Raw genomic sequence first — 18,137 nt, 5'->3', positions numbered from 1 at the left:
TAATGGATGACTATATTACTGGAGGCAGGTCAATATAGCTAACAAATTAAGGCAGTAAAATCCATTGGATAGGACGATAAAGGTTCCTCTGATACACAAGAGATAACACGAGCGATCTCGGCAGACGTTTTTAATGCCCTGATTTGCATAAATAAGCTATCCGCTTCGTCATATTCTTTGCGCAAATACTTCAGCCATTGTTTAATGCGGGCAACATGATACAGCCCCGTATCGCCCTGTTTTTCCAAATCGGTATATTTTTGCAGTAACTTGAGCACACGGCTCCACGGCATTCTCGGTTCGTGATATTTAATCACACGACTCAAGTTGGGTATGTGCAGGGCACCACGGCCTATCATCACAGCATCACATCCTGTGGTTTTAATGCATTCCTGAGCACTCTGCCAGTCCCAGATCTCACCATTGGCAATCACCGGAATGGCGAGGCGGCGCCGGATCTCCCCTATCGCTTCCCAGTTAATGCATTCTGCTTTATAGCCCTCTTCTTTGGTTCGTCCATGTACAACCAGTTCGGTTGCGCCAGCCTGCTGGACTGCATCCGCAATTTCGAACTGACGTGAGCCGGAATCCCATCCCAGACGTACCTTTACCGTTACGGGTAAATGTGCCGGTACGGCTGCACGCATGGCTTTGGCTCCCTGATAGATAAGTTCGGGATTTTTCAGTAACGTCGCCCCCCCACCGCTGCCATTGACGGCCTTGGATGGACAGCCACAGTTTAAATCAATCCCCCATGAACCCAATTCAACCGCCCTGGCCGCGTTTTCTGCCAACCATTCTGGATATTGCCCCAGAAGCTGGACCCTGACTGGTGTTCCCGATGGAGTGCGACTCTGGTTATGCAGTTCAGGGCACAACCGGTAAAAAGATTTTACCGGTTGTAAACTGTCAACCACACGCAGAAATTCTGTGATGCAAAGGTCGTAATCGTTGACTTCACTCAACAATTCCCTGACCAGAGAATCCAAAACTCCTTCCATCGGAGCCAGAAAAACACGCATGGATGACTCTCCCTACATCGAAGAACGTGATTTCGTGGTTCGCTGATGTCGTTGACGTGACGGTGCACCTTGGTTGCGTGAGCCATCACCACGTTGGTTAGCCGGATTTTGGTTAGCCTGGCCTTGTTTGGCAGTGCCGGGTTTGCCATTTCTGCGCTGACCACGAGGTTGCTCACTGTGTGAGTGACTATCGCGGAAGCCGTTACCCCGGGCATTATTTTTACGGGGACCATTATCACGGCCATTGCGACCATTTTGGATAGGTTCAGCCTTGATGGAAGGGTCAGGCTCATAACCCGGGGTCGCAATGCGCGGGATTTCTCGCTTCAATAACTTCTCAATGTCCTTCAGTAGCTTATGCTCATCAACACAGACCAGCGATATCGCTTGCCCGGTCGCATCCGCACGACCTGTACGGCCAATTCGGTGAACATAATCTTCTGCAACATTCGGCAATTCATAATTGACAACATAAGGCAATTGGTCGATATCCAAGCCACGGGCGGCGATATCCGTTGCGACTAATGCACGAATTTGCCCGGTCTTGAAATCAGCCAAGGCACGGGTTCTCGCTCCCTGACTTTTGTTACCGTGGATCGCAGCGGCTGTCACGCCATCTTTATTCAACTGTTCCGCCAGTCGATTTGCGCCATGTTTGGTACGGGTGAAGACCAAAACTTGCTGCCAGTTCTGGCTGCCTATCATGTAAGAGAGCAATTCGCCTTTACGTTTTTTGTCTACGAAATGGACAGATTGATCAATCTGTTCAGATGCAGAGTTACGACGCGCGACTTCGACACTCACCGGATCACGTAGCAGCTTATTGGCAAGGCCCTTTATTTCATCGGAAAACGTCGCCGAAAAGAGTAAGTTCTGGCGTTTTGCCGGCAATTTATTCAATACCCGACGAATGTCATGAATAAAGCCCATATCCAACATCCGGTCAGCTTCATCTAAGATCAGGATCTCAACATGGGAGAGATCAACCGCATTTTGGTGTTCCAAATCCAGCAAGCGCCCCGGTGTTGCCACCAGAATATCGACGCCACCCCGCAGTTTCATCATCTGTGGATTGATACCGACACCACCAAACACCACAAACGAACGCAATTTTAGATACTTACTGTAGTTACGTACATTTTCTCCTACCTGTGCCGCCAGCTCACGGGTCGGTGTCAAAATCAACGCTCTTACCGGACGGCGGCCTTTTGTTTGAAGCGGGGATTCGCTCAAAAGTTGCAGAATCGGTAAAGTAAACCCTGCTGTTTTCCCCGTTCCTGTCTGGGCGCTGGCCAACAGATCTTTGCCAGACAACACAACAGGAATGGCCTGTTGCTGAATAGGGGTAGGTTCTGCATAGCCTTGTTCTTCAACGGCACGCAAAATATCAGCCTTCAAGCCGAGTGACTCAAAATTCATAAATAAGAAATGCTCCAGACTTCACCATTCCTGATATCAACAATTCAGGGGCAGTTTTATGGGAAGAAAACAGACGCGATAAAACGCAAAGAAATTACACAAACTGCAATGCTCCATTAATCACGGCATTATAACAGATATGTGAATCCAAACAGCCCTGAAAAAACAATAATTGATGCGAAAACGCGTTGAAAGCAGACCGCTATGGGGATTTAGCAAAAGATCGGTGAAGGGGATTTACAAAAGTAGGCGAATTATTTTTTATCGCAGTCTATTAAAAAGACAATTTGTGTCAACTTTACATTGAGTTACTTTAGTTTTAAAGTTAATCATACGATTGATATATTTACGGCATTCTCAGAAATTCTTTATAACAGGAAATTTTTAACATGGCAGCGAAGACGGCTCAAACATTACGAGGCGAACAAGCCAAACAGCAACTTCTTGAAGCAGCGATAGAAATTTTTGGTAAATCAAGTCTGGATGGCGCCACGACCCGCAACATTGCCCAACATGCACAACAAAATATCGCCGCCATTGCTTACTATTTTGGTTCTAAAGAAGGATTATACCTCGCTGTCATACAGCATATTGCCGATAAGCTACAAGCAGAATTTTCCCCATTGATTGAATCGATTGACCGTTTCTTCGCCGAAACACCGAAACCCTATCCACAAGAGCCGATCCTGGCATTTATTCAGCAAGGCATGGTGAGCTACAACCGCCTGATTTTCGAGAAAAGCAGCATCAATATCAGCCGCATCATGTCACGCGAACAGTTAACACCAACAGAGGGCTACAGTGTCATGCATGAGCAAGGACTGGCGCCCATTTATTCCCGTCTGAATAAATTAATCGCCAATTATATCAACGCTGATGAATGCGAAATCTCAACCCAGATCCACACCCATGCTTTATTGGGAGAAATTCTTTCTTTCCGTCTGGCACGGGAAGCCTTATTGCGCCAAACAGGTTGGGACAATATTGGCACTAAAGAATATGAGTTGATCAATCAAGTTTTATCTCAACACATCAATCTATTGCTTGGTGGGTTGCGAAAGCAATCAAGCAACCAACAGAAGTAAGAAAAAGAAGTAAGAAACAAAAGTAAGCAACAAAAATGTATATACCCGCCAGACTTCAAGTGACAGCTCAAGCCGTTGAAAGATAAGGGTATATGCTCAATGAATTTCAAGATGCCGCCAACAAAGCGGCAACTTGAAAGACGACGAGTATCAGTTTAATAAGGGATGGTATGAACAGTAAAAAGTTTGCTCTTGCCCTATTGGCGCTCATTGTTGTTATCGGTGCGATTGTTGGCTTCTATTATTATTATCAGGAACAAAATGACAGGGAGCTGACCCTGTATGGCAATGTTGATATCCGGACGGTCAACCTTGGGTTTCGGGTTGCGGGTAAACTGTCTGAACTCCGGGTGGATGAAGGCGATGCCATTACTGCGGGACAAACTCTCGGCCATCTTGATGATGCTCCCTTTATTAATGCCTTGAATCAATCCAAAGCCGCCCGGGATGTCGCCAAGGCAAATCTTGCCAAAGCAGAAGCCGGTTATCGTAGCGAAGAGATTGCTCAGGTACGTGCCGAAGTGGTTCAGAAAGAATCCGCATTCCGCTTTGCGGATAGCTTCCTGAAACGCCAGCAAGGGTTGTGGCAGAGTAAAACCATTTCAGCCAATGATCTGGAAAATGCCAAAACCGGGCGAAATCAGGCATTGGCCGCCTATCAAGCGGCGAAAGATAAGTTACGCCAGTTCGAAAGCGGTTACCGTATAGAAGAAATTGCCGCCGCCAAGGCGCAGCTTTCCCAAGCAGACGCGGCGGTTGCCCAAGCCGAACTCAATCTAAAAGATACCCGGCTCACTACGCCCTCAGCCGGTGTTATTCTGACCAGAGCCATTGAACCGGGCACTATGCTGGCGGCTGGCAATACCGTTTTCACCCTGTCACTCACCCATCCGGTCTGGATCAGGGCATACATTGATGAACCCAATCTGAATCAGGCTATCGCAGGGCGGGAAATTCTGATTTATACCGACGGCCGGAAAAATCAGCCCTATCACGGCAAAATTGGCTTCGTTTCCCCCACGGCTGAATTTACACCCAAAAATGTTGAAGCGCCTGATTTAAGAACAGATTTGGTTTATCGCCTGCGAATTATCGTCCTTGATCCCGATGAAGGTTTGAAGCAAGGAATGCCAGTGACGATTCATTTTGGTGAACCCCTTCATTCTGCTGACAAGTAAGGCGATGACATGAGCAGTTCAGCTTATACGATAAAACTGAACGGCGTGGAGAAAACCTTTCCAGGATTGGACGTTCCTGCTGTCTCTCATCTACAGGCAGACATTCAGGGCGGTTCGGTCACGGGTCTTGTTGGCCCTGATGGTGCTGGAAAAACCACGTTGATACGAATGCTGGCCGGACTATTGAAGCCTGATAGCGGCCATATTGAAATCATGGGGCTTGATCCCATCAAAGATAGTGTTCAGGTACGTTCTGAACTCGGCTACATGCCACAAAAATTCGGCCTGTATGAAGACTTGACTGTCATGGAAAACCTCACTTTATATGCCGATCTACGGGGTGTGCTGGGCGAAGAACGCAAAGCAATATTTCAAAAATTACTGACTTTCACAGATTTAACCCGTTTTACTGAGCGGCTGGCGGGAAAATTGTCCGGTGGCATGAAACAAAAACTGGGGCTTGCCTGTACTTTGTTGGGGAGTCCCAAGGTGCTGCTGCTGGATGAACCGGGCGTGGGCGTCGACCCCATCGCTCGCCGTGAATTATGGCAAATGGTGCATGAGCTTGCTTCCGAAGGTATGTTGATCTTATGGAGTACCTCTTATTTAGACGAAGCAGAGTTATGTCGTGATGTTTTGTTAATGAACCGGGGTGAATTGCTCTATCGCGGTCGGCCGCAAGATTTAACCCAAAATATTGCGGGACGATCTTTTTTGTTTGAGGTCAAACAAGACCACCGGCGCAAAATGCTACAACAGGCTCTCACCCTGCCCCAAGTAACAGACGGTGTGATTCAGGGAAGATATGTTCGCCTGATCTTAAAAGAAGCCGCAGATAAAAACGCATTACTCCAGCAAATAGGGCTATCTGAATCGTCTATCTTAGATGCCGAACCGCGTTTCGAAGATGCCTTTATCGATTTATTGGGCGGCGGCCCATCCCACCGTTCCGAATTGGCCGAAATCATGCCGCAAATCCCGCCAAATCCGACAGAAACCGTCATAGCAGCCTGTAACCTGACTAAAAAATTCGGCGATTTTGCCGCCACCGATGATGTGGATTTTCAGGTAAAACGGGGAGAAATTTTTGGTTTGCTGGGTCCCAATGGTGCCGGGAAATCCACGACTTTCAAAATGATGTGTGGCCTGATGATCCCCACTTCCGGCAAGGCACTGGTTCTGGATATGGATTTAAAAGCCAGTTCAGGCAAGGCGCGTCAACGCCTTGGTTATATGGCTCAGAAATTCTCTTTATATGGCAACCTGACGGTTGAGCAGAACCTCAAATTTTTCTCCGGTATTTACGGGCTGAAAGGTCGACATCAGAAAGAAAAAATGGCAGATATGGTCAGTGCGTTCGATCTGCAGCCAATCTTGTATCAAAAAACGGATAGTCTTCCACTCGGCTTTAAACAACGCCTTGCCCTTTCCTGCGCATTGATGCACGCGCCTGACATTCTGTTTTTGGATGAGCCGACTTCCGGCGTCGACCCGCTGACCCGCCGCGAATTTTGGCTGCATATCAATGGCATGGTAGATAAAGGCGTGACCGTGATGGTCACGACTCACTTTATGGATGAGGCAGAATATTGTGACCGCATTGGGCTGGTATTCCGGGGGAAATTGATTGCCGCCGGAACACCTGACGAGCTGAAACGGCTGGTCGCTACGGATGAACGCCCGAATCCTTCCATGGAGGATGCATTTATCGATCTCGTGGTGAATTACGATAAGGAGCCACAATGATTCATCCTGAACGTGCCGTATCCCAGAAAGCGGTCAGTTTCTCATGGCGTCGATTGAAAGCCCTGTGCGTCAAAGAGACTAAACAGATTATCCGTGATCCAAGCAGTGCCTTAATTGCGCTGGTGATCCCTTTGATGCTGCTATTTATCTTCGGTTATGGCATTAACCTTGATTCCAGCAAACTTCGTCTCGGTATTTTGATGGAGCAGCAAAGCAAAGATGCCCGTACATTAGTTCACGCATTTACGGGATCGCCTTATATTGATGCCACGATCAGCGACAATCGTCAGCACTTAATCAATAAAATGCAGGAGAACCAAATCCGGGGCATCATTGTTATCCCGGTCAATTTTGATGCCCAGCTTGCACGAGTCGGTAATCAGGCTCCCATTCAGGTCATTACCGATGGCAGTGAACCCAACACCGCCAATTTTGTTCAGGGTTATACCAAGGGCATCTGGCAAATCTGGCTTCAACAACAGGGGCAAAATCAGGGCGTATCAACCACGCCATTGATTGATACGCAAATCCGCTATTGGTTTAATCCCGCCGCCATTAGCCGACATTTTCTCATTCCCGGTGCTATTTCCATTATCATGACTGTAGTCGGTGCCATCCTGACTTCCCTCGTGGTCGCCCGTGAATGGGAACGCGGAACAATGGAAGCGTTACTGTCAACCCAAGTCACCCGAACTGAGTTATTGCTCGCCAAGTTATTGCCCTACCAAGTGTTGGGGTCTTTTGTCATGGTACTTTGCATGATATTCACGGTTTTTGTGCTGGGTGTTCCCTATCGCGGCTCACTCTGGCTTCTGGCATTAATCTCCAGCCTTTATCTTGCCACCGCCTTAGGCATGGGGTTGTTGATCTCCACCCTGACGCGCAATCAGTTCAACGCTGCGATGATTTCCCTCAATGCCGCTTTTTTACCTGCCATCATGTTGTCGGGTTTTGTGTTCGAAATAGACAGTATGCCCGCACTTATTCAGGCTTCGACTTATATCGTGCCCGCGCGTTATTTTGTCAGTGGCCTACAGACCCTCTTTCTGGCGGGTAATATCGGCACGGTATTAATCACAAATCTGCTCCTGCTGATTGCCAGCTCCATCGTCTTTATTGGCTTGACTGCGTGGAAAACCCGTCGGCATCTGGATTAAGAAGGAAAGCGCATGTTTCATCGCCTGTATACCCTAATCATGAAAGAGTTGCAGTCTCTGCTGAGAGAGCCGCAAACACGGAATATTTTAATCTTGCCCGTCATTTTGCAAATGATCTTGTTCCCGTGGGCCGCCACACTGGAAGTCAAAAACGCCACGATTGCCATTTATAATGAGGATAAAGGACAGGCTTCGATTGAGTTAACCCAGCGACTGGCAAAATCAAAAGCATTTCCTGATGTTATTTTGCTGACCAGTTCGCAAGAAATCCGCCCCACGCTGGATGATCGCAAGGCGCTGTTGTTGGTACGCTTTCCCCAGAATTTCAGTGCCAATCTCGCCAGCCATAACCCGACGTCGATTCAAGTCTTGCTGGATGGACGGAATTCAAACAGTGCTCAGATTGCTGCCAACTATATCCAGCAAATTGTCATGGATTACCAGAAACAGTTATTGGGAACTGCGACCGGTTTTAATAACAGCGAATTAATCGTCCGTAACTGGTATAACACCAATCTGGATTATAAGTGGTTTGTCGTACCATCACTGGTTGCCCTGATTACTACGATTGGCGTTCTGATCGTCACGGCATTGTCAGTCGCCCGCGAACGAGAACAAGGAACGCTGGATCAATTACTGGTTTCTCCACTGGCAACATGGCAAATTTTCCTTGGCAAAGCCATTCCGGCACTGGTCGTCGCGACGATGCAGGCAAGCATTGTTCTGCTGATTGGAACGCTGTTTTATCAAATTCCTTTCGCGGGTTCATTGCTGTTATTTTATGGTTGTATGTTGATTTATGGATTATCTCTGGTTGGCTTCGGCTTGCTGATCTCTGCGGTCTGTTCTACCCAACAGCAAGCGTTTATCGGCGTGTTTGTGTTTATGATGCCCGCGATTTTGCTTTCTGGGTACATCTCTCCGGTTGAAAATATGCCCGTCTGGTTACAAGATATTACATGGATTAATCCCATTCGGCATTTTACGGATATTACCAAACAGATTTATTTGAAAGGGGCAGATTTGTCAGTGATTTGGCCGAATTTGTGGCCTTTATTAGTCATTACTGCGACGACCGGGGGGATTGCTTATCGGCTGTTCCGCAGTAAGATCGCTTGATAATGATTGAAATAAGAAAGAGAACAGAATATTAATAATACGATGTTCTCTTTCTCCTATTGTTCATTTCCTCAAAAAACGGCTATAGAACAAGATTTATTTAAAATAAATCACATCAACCTTAACTTTATTATTTATAAAGTAAAATCACAGTATAAATCAAGAAATAAAGGCAACACTATGTCTATCGAAAATATTCTTAAAAACACACTCATTCATACCAGAAAATTTTTTAATTTAAAATGTGGAAACAGGCTTTATAGAGACCCCAAAACCCTATCAGAGCCAAAACGTCAATTTTATTCATGGGAGAATATCATGGCGAAGAACAGGCTGCTCAAAAAGACAAGAAATGAATATTTGATAACGAATAACCCATATGAAAGAAACAACATTTTGTTAAAGGTACAAGGTAACAACCATGTTGGTAACTGTGATCAATTTTCATATATGGCTTTAGAATACTTAGTAGAAAATTCAAAATCTATCTGGGCGCTATACCAAAAACCCTTTGATATTGCACTGATAGGTGTTACTTCTTGTCTAAATAATTTTGGTCATGTCTTCGTGGCATTATCTTTCGATTGCCAATATCCCTTGGATCAATTATTTATAAGAAAAGAAAAAATAGATGTATGGATATGCGATGCCTGGGCTAATATCGCTTGCCAATCATATAAATATCCCTTTGAATGGATAATAAAAATGCTAAAATGGAATGCAGCAGGTAAAGCGTTATTCAGTTCAGGCAAAACTATCACACCAATAGAATCACAAGTTCTTCAATTAATGAAGAATAAAAACAAGAATAAACTAAAAGTAATGTATAAGGAACATATAGATTTCACACGTCATTCTACACAGTAGTCTTTTCATGCTTGAATCGATAAAAACCCTGCAATAGCAGGGTTTTTATCGATTCAAGCATGGATTGCTCTATCAGCACTTACCGACGATCACCCAAAATACGCAGCAACATCAGGAACAGGTTAATGAAGTCCAGATACAGAGTCAGTGCGCCGGTAATAGAATATTTGCGCAGATTCTCTTTATCATTCACATCCAACTGTTCACCCATCTCTTTCAGTTTTTGGGTATCGTATGCCGTCAAGCCAGCAAAGACCACAACACCAATATAAGTGATTACCCACATCAATGCCGGGCTTTGCAGCCAGAGGTTTAACAAGGAAGCCAGAACGATGCCGATCAGCCCCATAAACAGGAAGCTACCCAAACCACTCAGGCTACGTTTGGTGGTATAACCATAAATGCTCAATGCACCAAACATCCCCGCTGAAACCACGAATGTGCTGGCAATAGAGCTACTGGTATAAACTACAAAGATACTGGAAAGCGTAAGTCCCGTCAGCATGGAGTACAGCATGAACAAACCTGTCGCCATCGCGCCACTCATTTTATGGACCAAACCCGATAGCACAAACACCAGTGCAAGTTGTGCGATGATTAAGCCATAGAAAACGATAGAATTACTGAAGATAGCGCTTAAGATTTCAGGTGTATTTGCCACATACCATGCAACAAATGCAGTTAACAGCAAACCACAAGTCATCCAACCGTAGACTTGTGCCATGTAAGTTTGTATACCAGAACCAGTTTTCTGGACAATCGAACCATTAGAACGTTGATATCGGTCCATGACGATTACCTTTTCATGACAATGTTTAGGGGTGAAGAATGTTTAAAATAAACACTCTATTCAAAAATTATACATTAGCATAGAACATTAATAAAACCATCCGCCGATTAACGCTAATTTTAGTGACGTATGTTACCAGCGGTTTGCCGCTTCCTGATCACTCAATCTCGTCTCGACCCAACGCTCACCTTCCGCCAGGGATTCTTTTTTCCAGAATGGGGCCTTGGTTTTCACATAATCCATGATGAATTCCGCTGCGCTAAACGCCATACTGCGGTGAGAACCGGTGACACCGACAAACACGATTTCCTCTCCCGGAGACAATTCGCCAATGCGATGAATAATATTGATCCGTTGCAGGGGCCAGCGTCGGCGGGCTTCATCAGCAATATTCTGCAACATGCTTTCTGTCATGCCCGGATAATGCTCCAGCGTCAGCGCCTTAACATTATCTCCCTGATTATGGTTGCGGACTTTACCCGTAAAGGTGACGACTGCGCCATCTTCATCACACTGTGAGAGCCATTGGTATTCATCACCCACGTTAAAGCTCTCCCGTTGAACCCTGATTCGGGTGTTTTCCATTTTTATCCCCCCGTCACCGGCGGGAAGAAAGCCACTTCATCACCATCATGCAAAGGATGTTCAGGATGGACAAACGATTGATTGACGGCAGACAGAAATTTACCCTCCTCCAATGCCAACGCCCATCGTTCGCCTTTTTCAATCAGGGCATGATGAAGATGCGCGACGGTTGGATAATCATGCGACAATTCAAGTGAGCCGGTTCCTACCAACTCACGGACTTGGGCGAAAAAAAGGACTTTTATCATGCTTCCACCTTAAAATTTCCTGATTTGCCACCGCTCTTTTCCAGCAAACGCACAGGCCCGATAACCATATCCTTTTGCACCGCTTTGCACATGTCATAAATCGTCAGAGCAGCCACAGATGCCGCCGTCAATGCCTCCATCTCTACGCCTGTTTTTCCGCTCAGGCGACAGCAAGATTCGATTCTGACACGACAGTATTCTGTTTGAGCTTCCAATTGAACTTCCACTTTACTGAGCAACAATGGATGGCAAAGCGGAATTAATTCCCAGGTGCGTTTCGCCGCCTGAATGCCGGCAATCCGGGCCGTGGCAAACACATCCCCTTTGTGGTGATCACCGGCAACAATCATGGCCAATGTTTCAGCCCGCATTTCAACAAAGGCTTCTGCCCGTGCCTCGCGCACGGTTTCCGATTTGGCGGAAATATCCACCATATGAGCTTCACCCGCCGTATTGATATGGGTTAGTCGGGACATGCTTTGCTCCTGAAAAATAACGCTTGAAAAGTAAATCGCGTCGTTGAAAATTGTAGAGTGAGATTAACCACCAATAAAAGAAAGATTGGGCGTGATGCCACTGTCCCCCTGATGGAGTAAGTGAGTCTCACGCTTATGGCGCAGCCCCCCCTGGATCCGTAGTTTCAGGGCATCAAGTGACACATCATCAGACAATAAATCACGCAGTGGGATCCCTTGTTCACCAAATAAACACAAGTGAAGATGGCCCATTGCAGACACCCGCAGGCGATTGCAGCTCAGGCAAAAATCTTTTTCATAAGGCATGATAAGGCCAATTTCACCCTGATAATCGGGATGATGGAAAACCTGGGCCGGCCCGTCACTGCGTTCCCGTTGCTGTTGCTGCCAGCCTTGTTGCCGCAGTTGACTACGGATCACCTCACCAGAAAGGTGATGGCGGTGGAACATAGCGCTGCCTTCCCCGGTCTCCATCAATTCAATAAAGCGCAGTTGGATAGGACGGTGTTTAATCCAGTCCAAAAAAGCGGGCAGGTTGATATCATTCACCTTCTTCATCAACACGGCGTTGACTTTCACTGTGGTGAACCCTGTCTCAAAGGCCGCATCAATGCCACGCATCACCTGAAAAAATTTATCCTGACCCGTAATGGCATGAAATTGACGGGGATCGAGGCTATCCACGCTCACATTAATCGCAGTCAGTCCCGCCGCTTGCCATTGGGATACGTCCCGCTCCATTCGGTAGCCATTGGTGGTAACGGCAATTTTTTTGATTTGCGGGTTTTCGTGAACGGCCGCGATGATCTCGCAAAAGTCACGGCGCATAGTGGGTTCGCCCCCGGTCAGGCGAATTTTTTCTGTGCCAAGTTCAGCAAATGCGCGGCTAACGCGACGAATTTCTGGCAGGGAAAGAAACGATTTATGTCCATGAGGACGATACCCATCAGGCAAGCAATAGGTGCAACGGAAGTTACACACATCCGTAATCGATAATCTCAAGTAATAAAACTTGCGCAAAAATGCGTCTACGAGTTGTTCCATAATAACACCTTCCAAGTACGGGAGATGCAGGTATTTCTACCTTGCACCCTGGTGACTCAGGAGTCACGGCCAGAGCATCATATCAATGTGGTATCCATTTGATAGAACAACGACTTAGACACAGAGGCTAGGAGTTAATATCCATTAAAATTTTATGTGAAAAATGATATCAGTAACGATGTGCTCGTGGGGATTCTACCGCTTAAAATAACAAAAAGCTAATGCCCACTGCGGTATATATATTATTATACAACGAGTTAGATAAAGCCCATAACATCAGATTCCCATTGGGTATAGCTGTCGCTCAAAACGATCAATGTCGTTCAAAACGATCAGGCAAAAAATCGCACAAAATCACAACGATTGCTGAAAGCGGCCTATTTTATGATAAATTACATGAAATTAATTACAGCCCTCTACGCTTAGCCAATAACAGGAACTCTATGCGAAGTCGCACATTAGCTGATTTGGACCGTGTTGTCGCCCTTGGTGGCGGTCATGGACTTGGACGTGTTATGTCTTCTCTTTCTTCTCTCGGAAGCCGTTTAACCGGCATTGTCACAACCACCGATAATGGGGGATCAACCGGGAGAATACGACGTGCAGAAGGCGGGATCGCGTGGGGAGATATGCGCAATTGCCTTAATCAGCTAATCACAGAGCCTACCATTGCCTCCGCCATGTTTGAGTATCGATTCAGCGGCAACGGTGAATTATCAGGCCATAATTTGGGTAATTTGATGTTGAAGGCACTGGATCATTTGAGTGTCCGTCCCCTCGAAGCAATTAACCTGATCCGCAATCTACTGAAAGTCAATGCCCACCTGATCCCGATGTCTGAGCAATCCGTTGATTTAATGGCCATAGATGATCAAGGCAATACCATCTATGGCGAAGTGAATATCGATCAACTCCATTGTGTGCCACAAGAGCTATTACTCTATCCTCAGGTTAACGCAACGAAAGAAGCGCTGGATGCCATTGAGCAAGCCGATTTGATTTTGATCGGCCCCGGTAGTTTTTTCACCAGCCTGATGCCGTTGCTGTTATTGGATGATTTAACGCAATCCCTGCGGCGCAGTAACGCAAGCATGATTTATATTGGTAACTTGGGTAAGGAACTGAGTCATGCGGCGGCCGGATTATCGTTAGAAGAGAAACTGACAATTATGGAAAATAAGATTGGGCGCAGGATGATTAATGCACTGATTGTCGGCCCGCGCACGGATATCCGCCCTTTCAGTCACCGGATTGTGACGCAGCAGACCCTTGAAGCACAGGATATTCCCTACCGCCATGATCGCGAATTATTACGGCAGGCAATCGAGCACACCCTGCAAAAATTGGGTTAATGATTTTAGGATTTTTAATCGAGAGCTTATTGGACAGATGGAGAGTGAGAGGATTCGCTCTCCATTGCAGTATTTAAGCGTTGGCAATAAATTGCGCCCTCAATACCAGGGCAAATGGGTCTAATTTATACAGTGAAAATCCGACTGTCAGACCTTTCATCAGATAACCATTATCCCATCCCGCTTTCTGGCGCTCAGTCTTCACACCAATTTTAACTGTTTTATTATTTTTCAACAGGTTAAGAGCTATTTTATTCATTAACACGATGTTTTCAGCGCCATGTCCACTTCTCAGGCGCTGGCTTCGCCGTTTCAGTGACTTTAGCCACATCCGCTTCACTTCTTCCACACGCTTCACTTCTTCCACAAATTGACACAATGCTCTGTTGTTGAAGGGAACACTATAATAATTGATGTGCCCTTCTACCACTCGTTTCAGCCATCGTCCCGTTTCTTCCGGACGGTTGTGCGCCATTGCCACAGTCCCTGTTTTATTCGCTTCAGTTGGGTTTGACGCCGTTTTCGTTGGGTTTTGTGCATCACCGCATCCTTGCCCGTGTGTAATCATCCTGGATAATGCGTAAATCCCAGAAAATCGAACGTCCCCGGCTTGCCCTTCTCCGGTCGCTCCTCATATTCTGGTGCTCAAGCCGGTCAACATGCGTCGGGGGATTGATGCCCTGACCCGCCATCTCATAAACCTGCGCTGGCAGGATGTGACGGTCATAACAATGCCCTCCTTATTTAAGGATAGCGTTGCATTGATTAATTGAACTCACAGCGAGGAACGGACGTTACTGGCATTACTGTGGGGTCGCCTAAAAAACTATCTTAATTTCAAACGTCACTACAACGATCCCCTGCACGATCTGCTAGCCAATTCCCTATCCTTAACAGCAACGCAAGATATTCTTTGGATAATGCTTTGAGATTACTTTCATCGAATACCTGCGGATTATAATTAAAACACAGCGTAAAGCTTTCGGCGTCTTGGATAAGCAAAGTTAAATCCAGCTTAGGATAATGGCTATATATATCACTGATGCTTAACTGACAGTTATTGATATGTTTTATTTCGGGAAGTGTTGTTAAGTAATTAAATCCTACCGAAAAATACAAAAGGCACTCATCAGGAGAATGCCGCAATGCATTAACTATGTCCTGATAAGATAACTGTCGGTTTTCCAGTAATGAGAACACATGCTTTTTGCAACGAGATAATAAATAGCTAAAAGGCTCTTCACTATTAATACCGATAAAGAAACTGGTCATATTGACGAAACAACCAAGAGTATCTGCATCCTCCTGTGAGACACGATCTGTAATCGGGATACCAATTGGCTGACTACAGTAAGCTGTTTTCTGTAAAGCCAGACAGAATAATGTTAATAATGTAATAAATGGTGTGACATTATTTTGTTGGGAAAAATGGCGTAGTTGAGCGCTCTGTTCAGTATTCAGCGTCACCAGATAGTTGCGACCCTCCGTTTGAGAAGTTTGCAGGGCCGGTGAGGGTAATGCCCCCTGACGGCGATATTCCGCCAATGTTTGACGCCAGAATTCCGTTTCCTTAACGCATTGCTCAGAGGTATTGACTTTGCGTTGCTCACGACAATAGTCGGCATATTGCCAGCCTGCTTTAATGCTATACATGACATCGCCAGCTAGGAACGCTTGATAATAGCTGGCAAACTGCTGAAAGAAAGGCGTGATAGCATCATGATCGAAAAGGGTGTGATGAATTCTGCACAAGAGGACATGATGATCCGGCGTGTTCTCAAGCAGCCAGAAATTTGCTAATGATAATTGTTCAAAGTTCGCTAACTCATCACGGCACGCAATCTCAAGCAACACGCTGTCACGTAAAGGGCGCTCTTCAGGCAATACCACATTCAGAAGAGGAATATTTATTACTGATGCGGGTACAATTCGGCTACAAACCGGGGTGCTATCAAGATCAAACTGAGTGCGTAACACTGAATTTTGCTCAAGGATACGTGACACGCTATGGTTAACAGCGTTCTCATTCATGTTGCCATGGATATCAATAGCAAAATAGACTTGGTATAGCCACGGATTTTCACTCATCAATTCTAGGGTAAGGAAATAGCGTTGCTGGGAAGATAAAATCCCTTGCGCCTCTTCTTTATTGTCATTATTGTCATTATTGTCATTATTGTCATTGCGGATAATATCGTTGTTGCTGTAATAAGGCACAACGCTCGCCAACATCCGTGGCGTCGGATTCGCAAAGAAACAGTCGAAATCAATATCAGCATACAACTGATGACGGATGCGATGGCAAACCTGCATTATTTTCAGTGAATGACTACCCAGCTCAAAGAAATTGTCGTTTGCACCTAAGTTAACGATGCCCAGCACGTCCTGCCAGATATCAATGATCTCCTGCTCCAATTCATTCGCCGCACTGACAAAGGGTATCGCAAGGGAAGGCCGCAACGGCGACGGTTTCGGCAAACGGTGAGTATCCAGTTTGCCATTTGGCAATTTAGGGATCGCATCCAGGTAGATAAAGCAGGCTGGAATCATGACCGTAGGCAATTTTGCCGACACGAAACGGCGTAATTCCGTTTCGACGATACGCGCTTGCGTAGCAACAAGGTAAGCAATGATTCTGGGCGTGGCCAAACTCTCATCGCAGCGCACGATGGCTTTCGCGATCCCCGTATGGGAGGTCAATACATGTTCAATTTCTTCAGCTGCGATGCGCACCCCATTGATTTTAAATTGCTGATCGCGACGGCCCAGATAAAGCACTTCATTATTATTAAGCATTTTGCCTAAATCCCCCGTACGATGTACTCGCCAGACGCGACCCTGACGTTCAACCTTATAAAAACGTTGACGCGTCAGGTCTTCGCGATTGATATATCCTCGGGAGACACCATCGCCCATAATACAAATTTCACCCACTTCGGATGGCGCCACTTCTAGACATTGTTCGTCGACAATCAGTAACTTACTGCCACGTAACGCCTTACCAATAGTGACAGGGTTTTCTGGCCATAATCGACTGAACGAACCGTTTGCTGTTGCTTCTGTTGGGCCGTATAAATTAAATAAACAAATATCAGGTACCTCGCGGAAAGTGCGATTTTTGAGATCGTTTGATGTCGCCTCGCCTGATAAAAATACGGTTTTCGGCAGCGATTGGGCATCGGCGTCACATTGCTGCCGAACATAATTCAGTAACTCTTCCCAAATGGTGGGAACGCAATAAAGTGCTCCGTCCGGATATTGTCGATACCAGTTCAACAATACCGGATACTGTTGAAGAATATTTTTGGGCAGAATATGCAGCGTGTCACCTCGTAACAAAGGAGCATAAAGTTGCGTGACTGCAGCCGCAAAGCTAAGCGATGCTGTTAATGGTAGCTTGGCGCGAGTCACGGGCCATAAATCTTCATTAAACCAATTCAGATAGTAATCCATATTGGCATGTTCGATCAGCACGCCTTTCGGGATACCTGTTGAGCCAGAGGTATAGAGGATATAGGCGAGATCCTTGGCCGTAACGTCAGGCAATGAGCAAGCCGGTAAGCTTTCCGGCAACGCTATTAGATCTTCTATAAACAGAACGGTTTTGTTTAGGCTTGTCAGATCATTATGCTGATTTATTTCCTGGGAAGTGATTACCAAGAAGGATGATGAGTCGTTAACAATAGTCGCTATTCTCTCCGGCGGATGAAAGTCTGAAAGAGGAACATAAGTAAAACCAGCTTTCATGACTGCCAGCAAAATTGAGGGTAAATAAAGGCAGGGATCCAGATATACCGCTATTACACCGCTTCGATTCTTTTGTCCAAATTCATTAAATAAATAATGTGCGATACGTGTTGAAGTTTGTTTAAGTTGGAAGTAAGTCTGAGATTTTTCCTCAAACATAACGGCGATTGAACCAAATGTATTCTCTGCAATTCTATCTATCTTATTAAAGATAGGGAGTAATGAATTATTCATTTCCTAACTTCTCTCGCACTGTAAGAAATATATTAGACAAACTACTGTTGATAGAATAAATATTCAAT

16 protein-coding genes and 1 riboswitch are annotated in these 18,137 nt (G+C 45.8%); of the genes, 7 read left to right on the top strand and 9 right to left on the bottom strand.

Annotated features, from left to right (window positions below):
* Positions 1-38: 38 nt before the first annotated feature.
* Together dusC and rhlE are read right to left on the bottom strand one after the other, a co-directional pair.
* Entirely contained in the window at positions 39-1,022 is a 984-nt protein-coding gene (gene dusC / locus Xbed_RS01595; RefSeq protein WP_086111198.1) for a tRNA dihydrouridine(16) synthase DusC, read from the bottom strand.
* A gap of 12 nt (positions 1,023-1,034) precedes the next feature.
* Entirely contained in the window at positions 1,035-2,441 is a 1,407-nt protein-coding gene (rhlE, locus tag Xbed_RS01590; RefSeq protein WP_086111197.1) for an ATP-dependent RNA helicase RhlE, read from the bottom strand.
* 389 nt (positions 2,442-2,830) lie between these two features.
* Here rhlE and Xbed_RS01585 point away from each other — a divergent pair, with 389 nt between their 5' ends.
* The 6 genes from Xbed_RS01585 to Xbed_RS01560 all read left to right on the top strand — a co-directional run bounded on the left by Xbed_RS01585 (position 2,831) and on the right by Xbed_RS01560 (position 9,593).
* Complete coding sequence (locus Xbed_RS01585; RefSeq protein WP_086111196.1) at positions 2,831-3,526, top strand: transcriptional regulator; 696 nt, start codon at positions 2,831-2,833, stop codon at positions 3,524-3,526.
* A 170-nt stretch (positions 3,527-3,696) separates the two neighbouring features.
* Complete coding sequence (gene hlyD / locus Xbed_RS01580) at positions 3,697-4,704, top strand: secretion protein HlyD (RefSeq protein WP_086111195.1); 1,008 nt, start codon at positions 3,697-3,699, stop codon at positions 4,702-4,704.
* 9 nt (positions 4,705-4,713) lie between these two features.
* On the top strand, positions 4,714-6,450 hold the full coding sequence (locus Xbed_RS01575) for an ATP-binding cassette domain-containing protein (protein ID WP_086111194.1): 1,737 nt from the start codon (positions 4,714-4,716) through the stop codon (positions 6,448-6,450).
* Positions 6,447-7,607 carry an ABC transporter permease gene (locus tag Xbed_RS01570; RefSeq protein ID WP_086111193.1) on the top strand — a complete coding sequence of 387 codons (1,161 nt, stop codon included), beginning with the start codon at positions 6,447-6,449 and terminating at the stop codon, positions 7,605-7,607. Before Xbed_RS01575 ends, Xbed_RS01570 begins: the two co-directional genes overlap by 4 nt.
* Positions 7,608-7,619: 12 nt before the next feature.
* The gene (locus Xbed_RS01565; RefSeq protein WP_086111192.1) at positions 7,620-8,726 is read left to right on the top strand and encodes an ABC transporter permease; all 1,107 of its coding nucleotides are present in this window, start codon (positions 7,620-7,622) and stop codon (positions 8,724-8,726) included.
* A 180-nt stretch (positions 8,727-8,906) separates the two neighbouring features.
* The gene (locus Xbed_RS01560) at positions 8,907-9,593 is read left to right on the top strand and encodes a hypothetical protein (protein WP_139837442.1); all 687 of its coding nucleotides are present in this window, start codon (positions 8,907-8,909) and stop codon (positions 9,591-9,593) included.
* A gap of 79 nt (positions 9,594-9,672) precedes the next feature.
* Here Xbed_RS01560 and Xbed_RS01555 read toward each other — a convergent pair whose 3' ends face one another.
* The 5 genes from Xbed_RS01555 to moaA all read right to left on the bottom strand — a co-directional run bounded on the left by Xbed_RS01555 (position 9,673) and on the right by moaA (position 12,736).
* Positions 9,673-10,383, bottom strand: coding sequence for a Bax inhibitor-1/YccA family protein (locus tag Xbed_RS01555; RefSeq protein WP_086111190.1), 711 nt, complete (start codon positions 10,381-10,383; stop codon positions 9,673-9,675).
* A gap of 132 nt (positions 10,384-10,515) precedes the next feature.
* Positions 10,516-10,968: a molybdopterin synthase catalytic subunit MoaE gene (gene moaE, locus Xbed_RS01550; RefSeq protein WP_086111189.1), complete on the bottom strand. Its 453-nt coding sequence runs from the start codon at positions 10,966-10,968 to the stop codon at positions 10,516-10,518.
* A 2-nt stretch (positions 10,969-10,970) separates the two neighbouring features.
* Positions 10,971-11,216 carry a molybdopterin synthase sulfur carrier subunit gene (moaD, locus tag Xbed_RS01545; protein WP_086111188.1) on the bottom strand — a complete coding sequence of 82 codons (246 nt, stop codon included), beginning with the start codon at positions 11,214-11,216 and terminating at the stop codon, positions 10,971-10,973.
* Complete coding sequence (gene moaC / locus Xbed_RS01540) at positions 11,213-11,692, bottom strand: cyclic pyranopterin monophosphate synthase MoaC (protein WP_086111187.1); 480 nt, start codon at positions 11,690-11,692, stop codon at positions 11,213-11,215. The genes moaD and moaC overlap by 4 nt, the downstream gene beginning before the upstream one ends.
* A 63-nt stretch (positions 11,693-11,755) precedes the next feature.
* A complete protein-coding gene (gene moaA, locus Xbed_RS01535) occupies positions 11,756-12,736 on the bottom strand; it encodes a GTP 3',8-cyclase MoaA (protein WP_086111186.1) in 981 nt (326 codons plus the stop codon).
* Positions 12,726-12,882, bottom strand: a riboswitch (molybdenum cofactor riboswitch). Its footprint overlaps the gene before it by 11 nt.
* Before the next feature lie 297 nt (positions 12,883-13,179).
* Here moaA and yvcK point away from each other — a divergent pair.
* Positions 13,180-14,088, top strand: a complete 909-nt coding sequence (gene yvcK / locus Xbed_RS01530) for a uridine diphosphate-N-acetylglucosamine-binding protein YvcK (protein ID WP_086111343.1) — start codon at positions 13,180-13,182, stop codon at positions 14,086-14,088.
* A gap of 73 nt (positions 14,089-14,161) precedes the next feature.
* Here the strand turns inward: yvcK and Xbed_RS19930 are convergent, their stop codons facing one another.
* Entirely contained in the window at positions 14,162-14,563 is a 402-nt protein-coding gene (locus Xbed_RS19930) for a hypothetical protein (RefSeq protein WP_208612170.1), read from the bottom strand.
* Between the two features lie 362 nt (positions 14,564-14,925).
* Positions 14,926-18,069: a non-ribosomal peptide synthetase gene (locus Xbed_RS01520; protein ID WP_086111185.1), complete on the bottom strand. Its 3,144-nt coding sequence runs from the start codon at positions 18,067-18,069 to the stop codon at positions 14,926-14,928.
* Positions 18,070-18,137 lie beyond the last annotated feature (68 nt).

Origin of the sequence: Xenorhabdus beddingii (genome assembly GCF_002127545.1) — a bacterium.
Lineage (GTDB): Bacteria > Pseudomonadota > Gammaproteobacteria > Enterobacterales > Enterobacteriaceae > Xenorhabdus > Xenorhabdus beddingii.
This window is presented reverse-complemented; position numbering and strand designations above follow the sequence as displayed.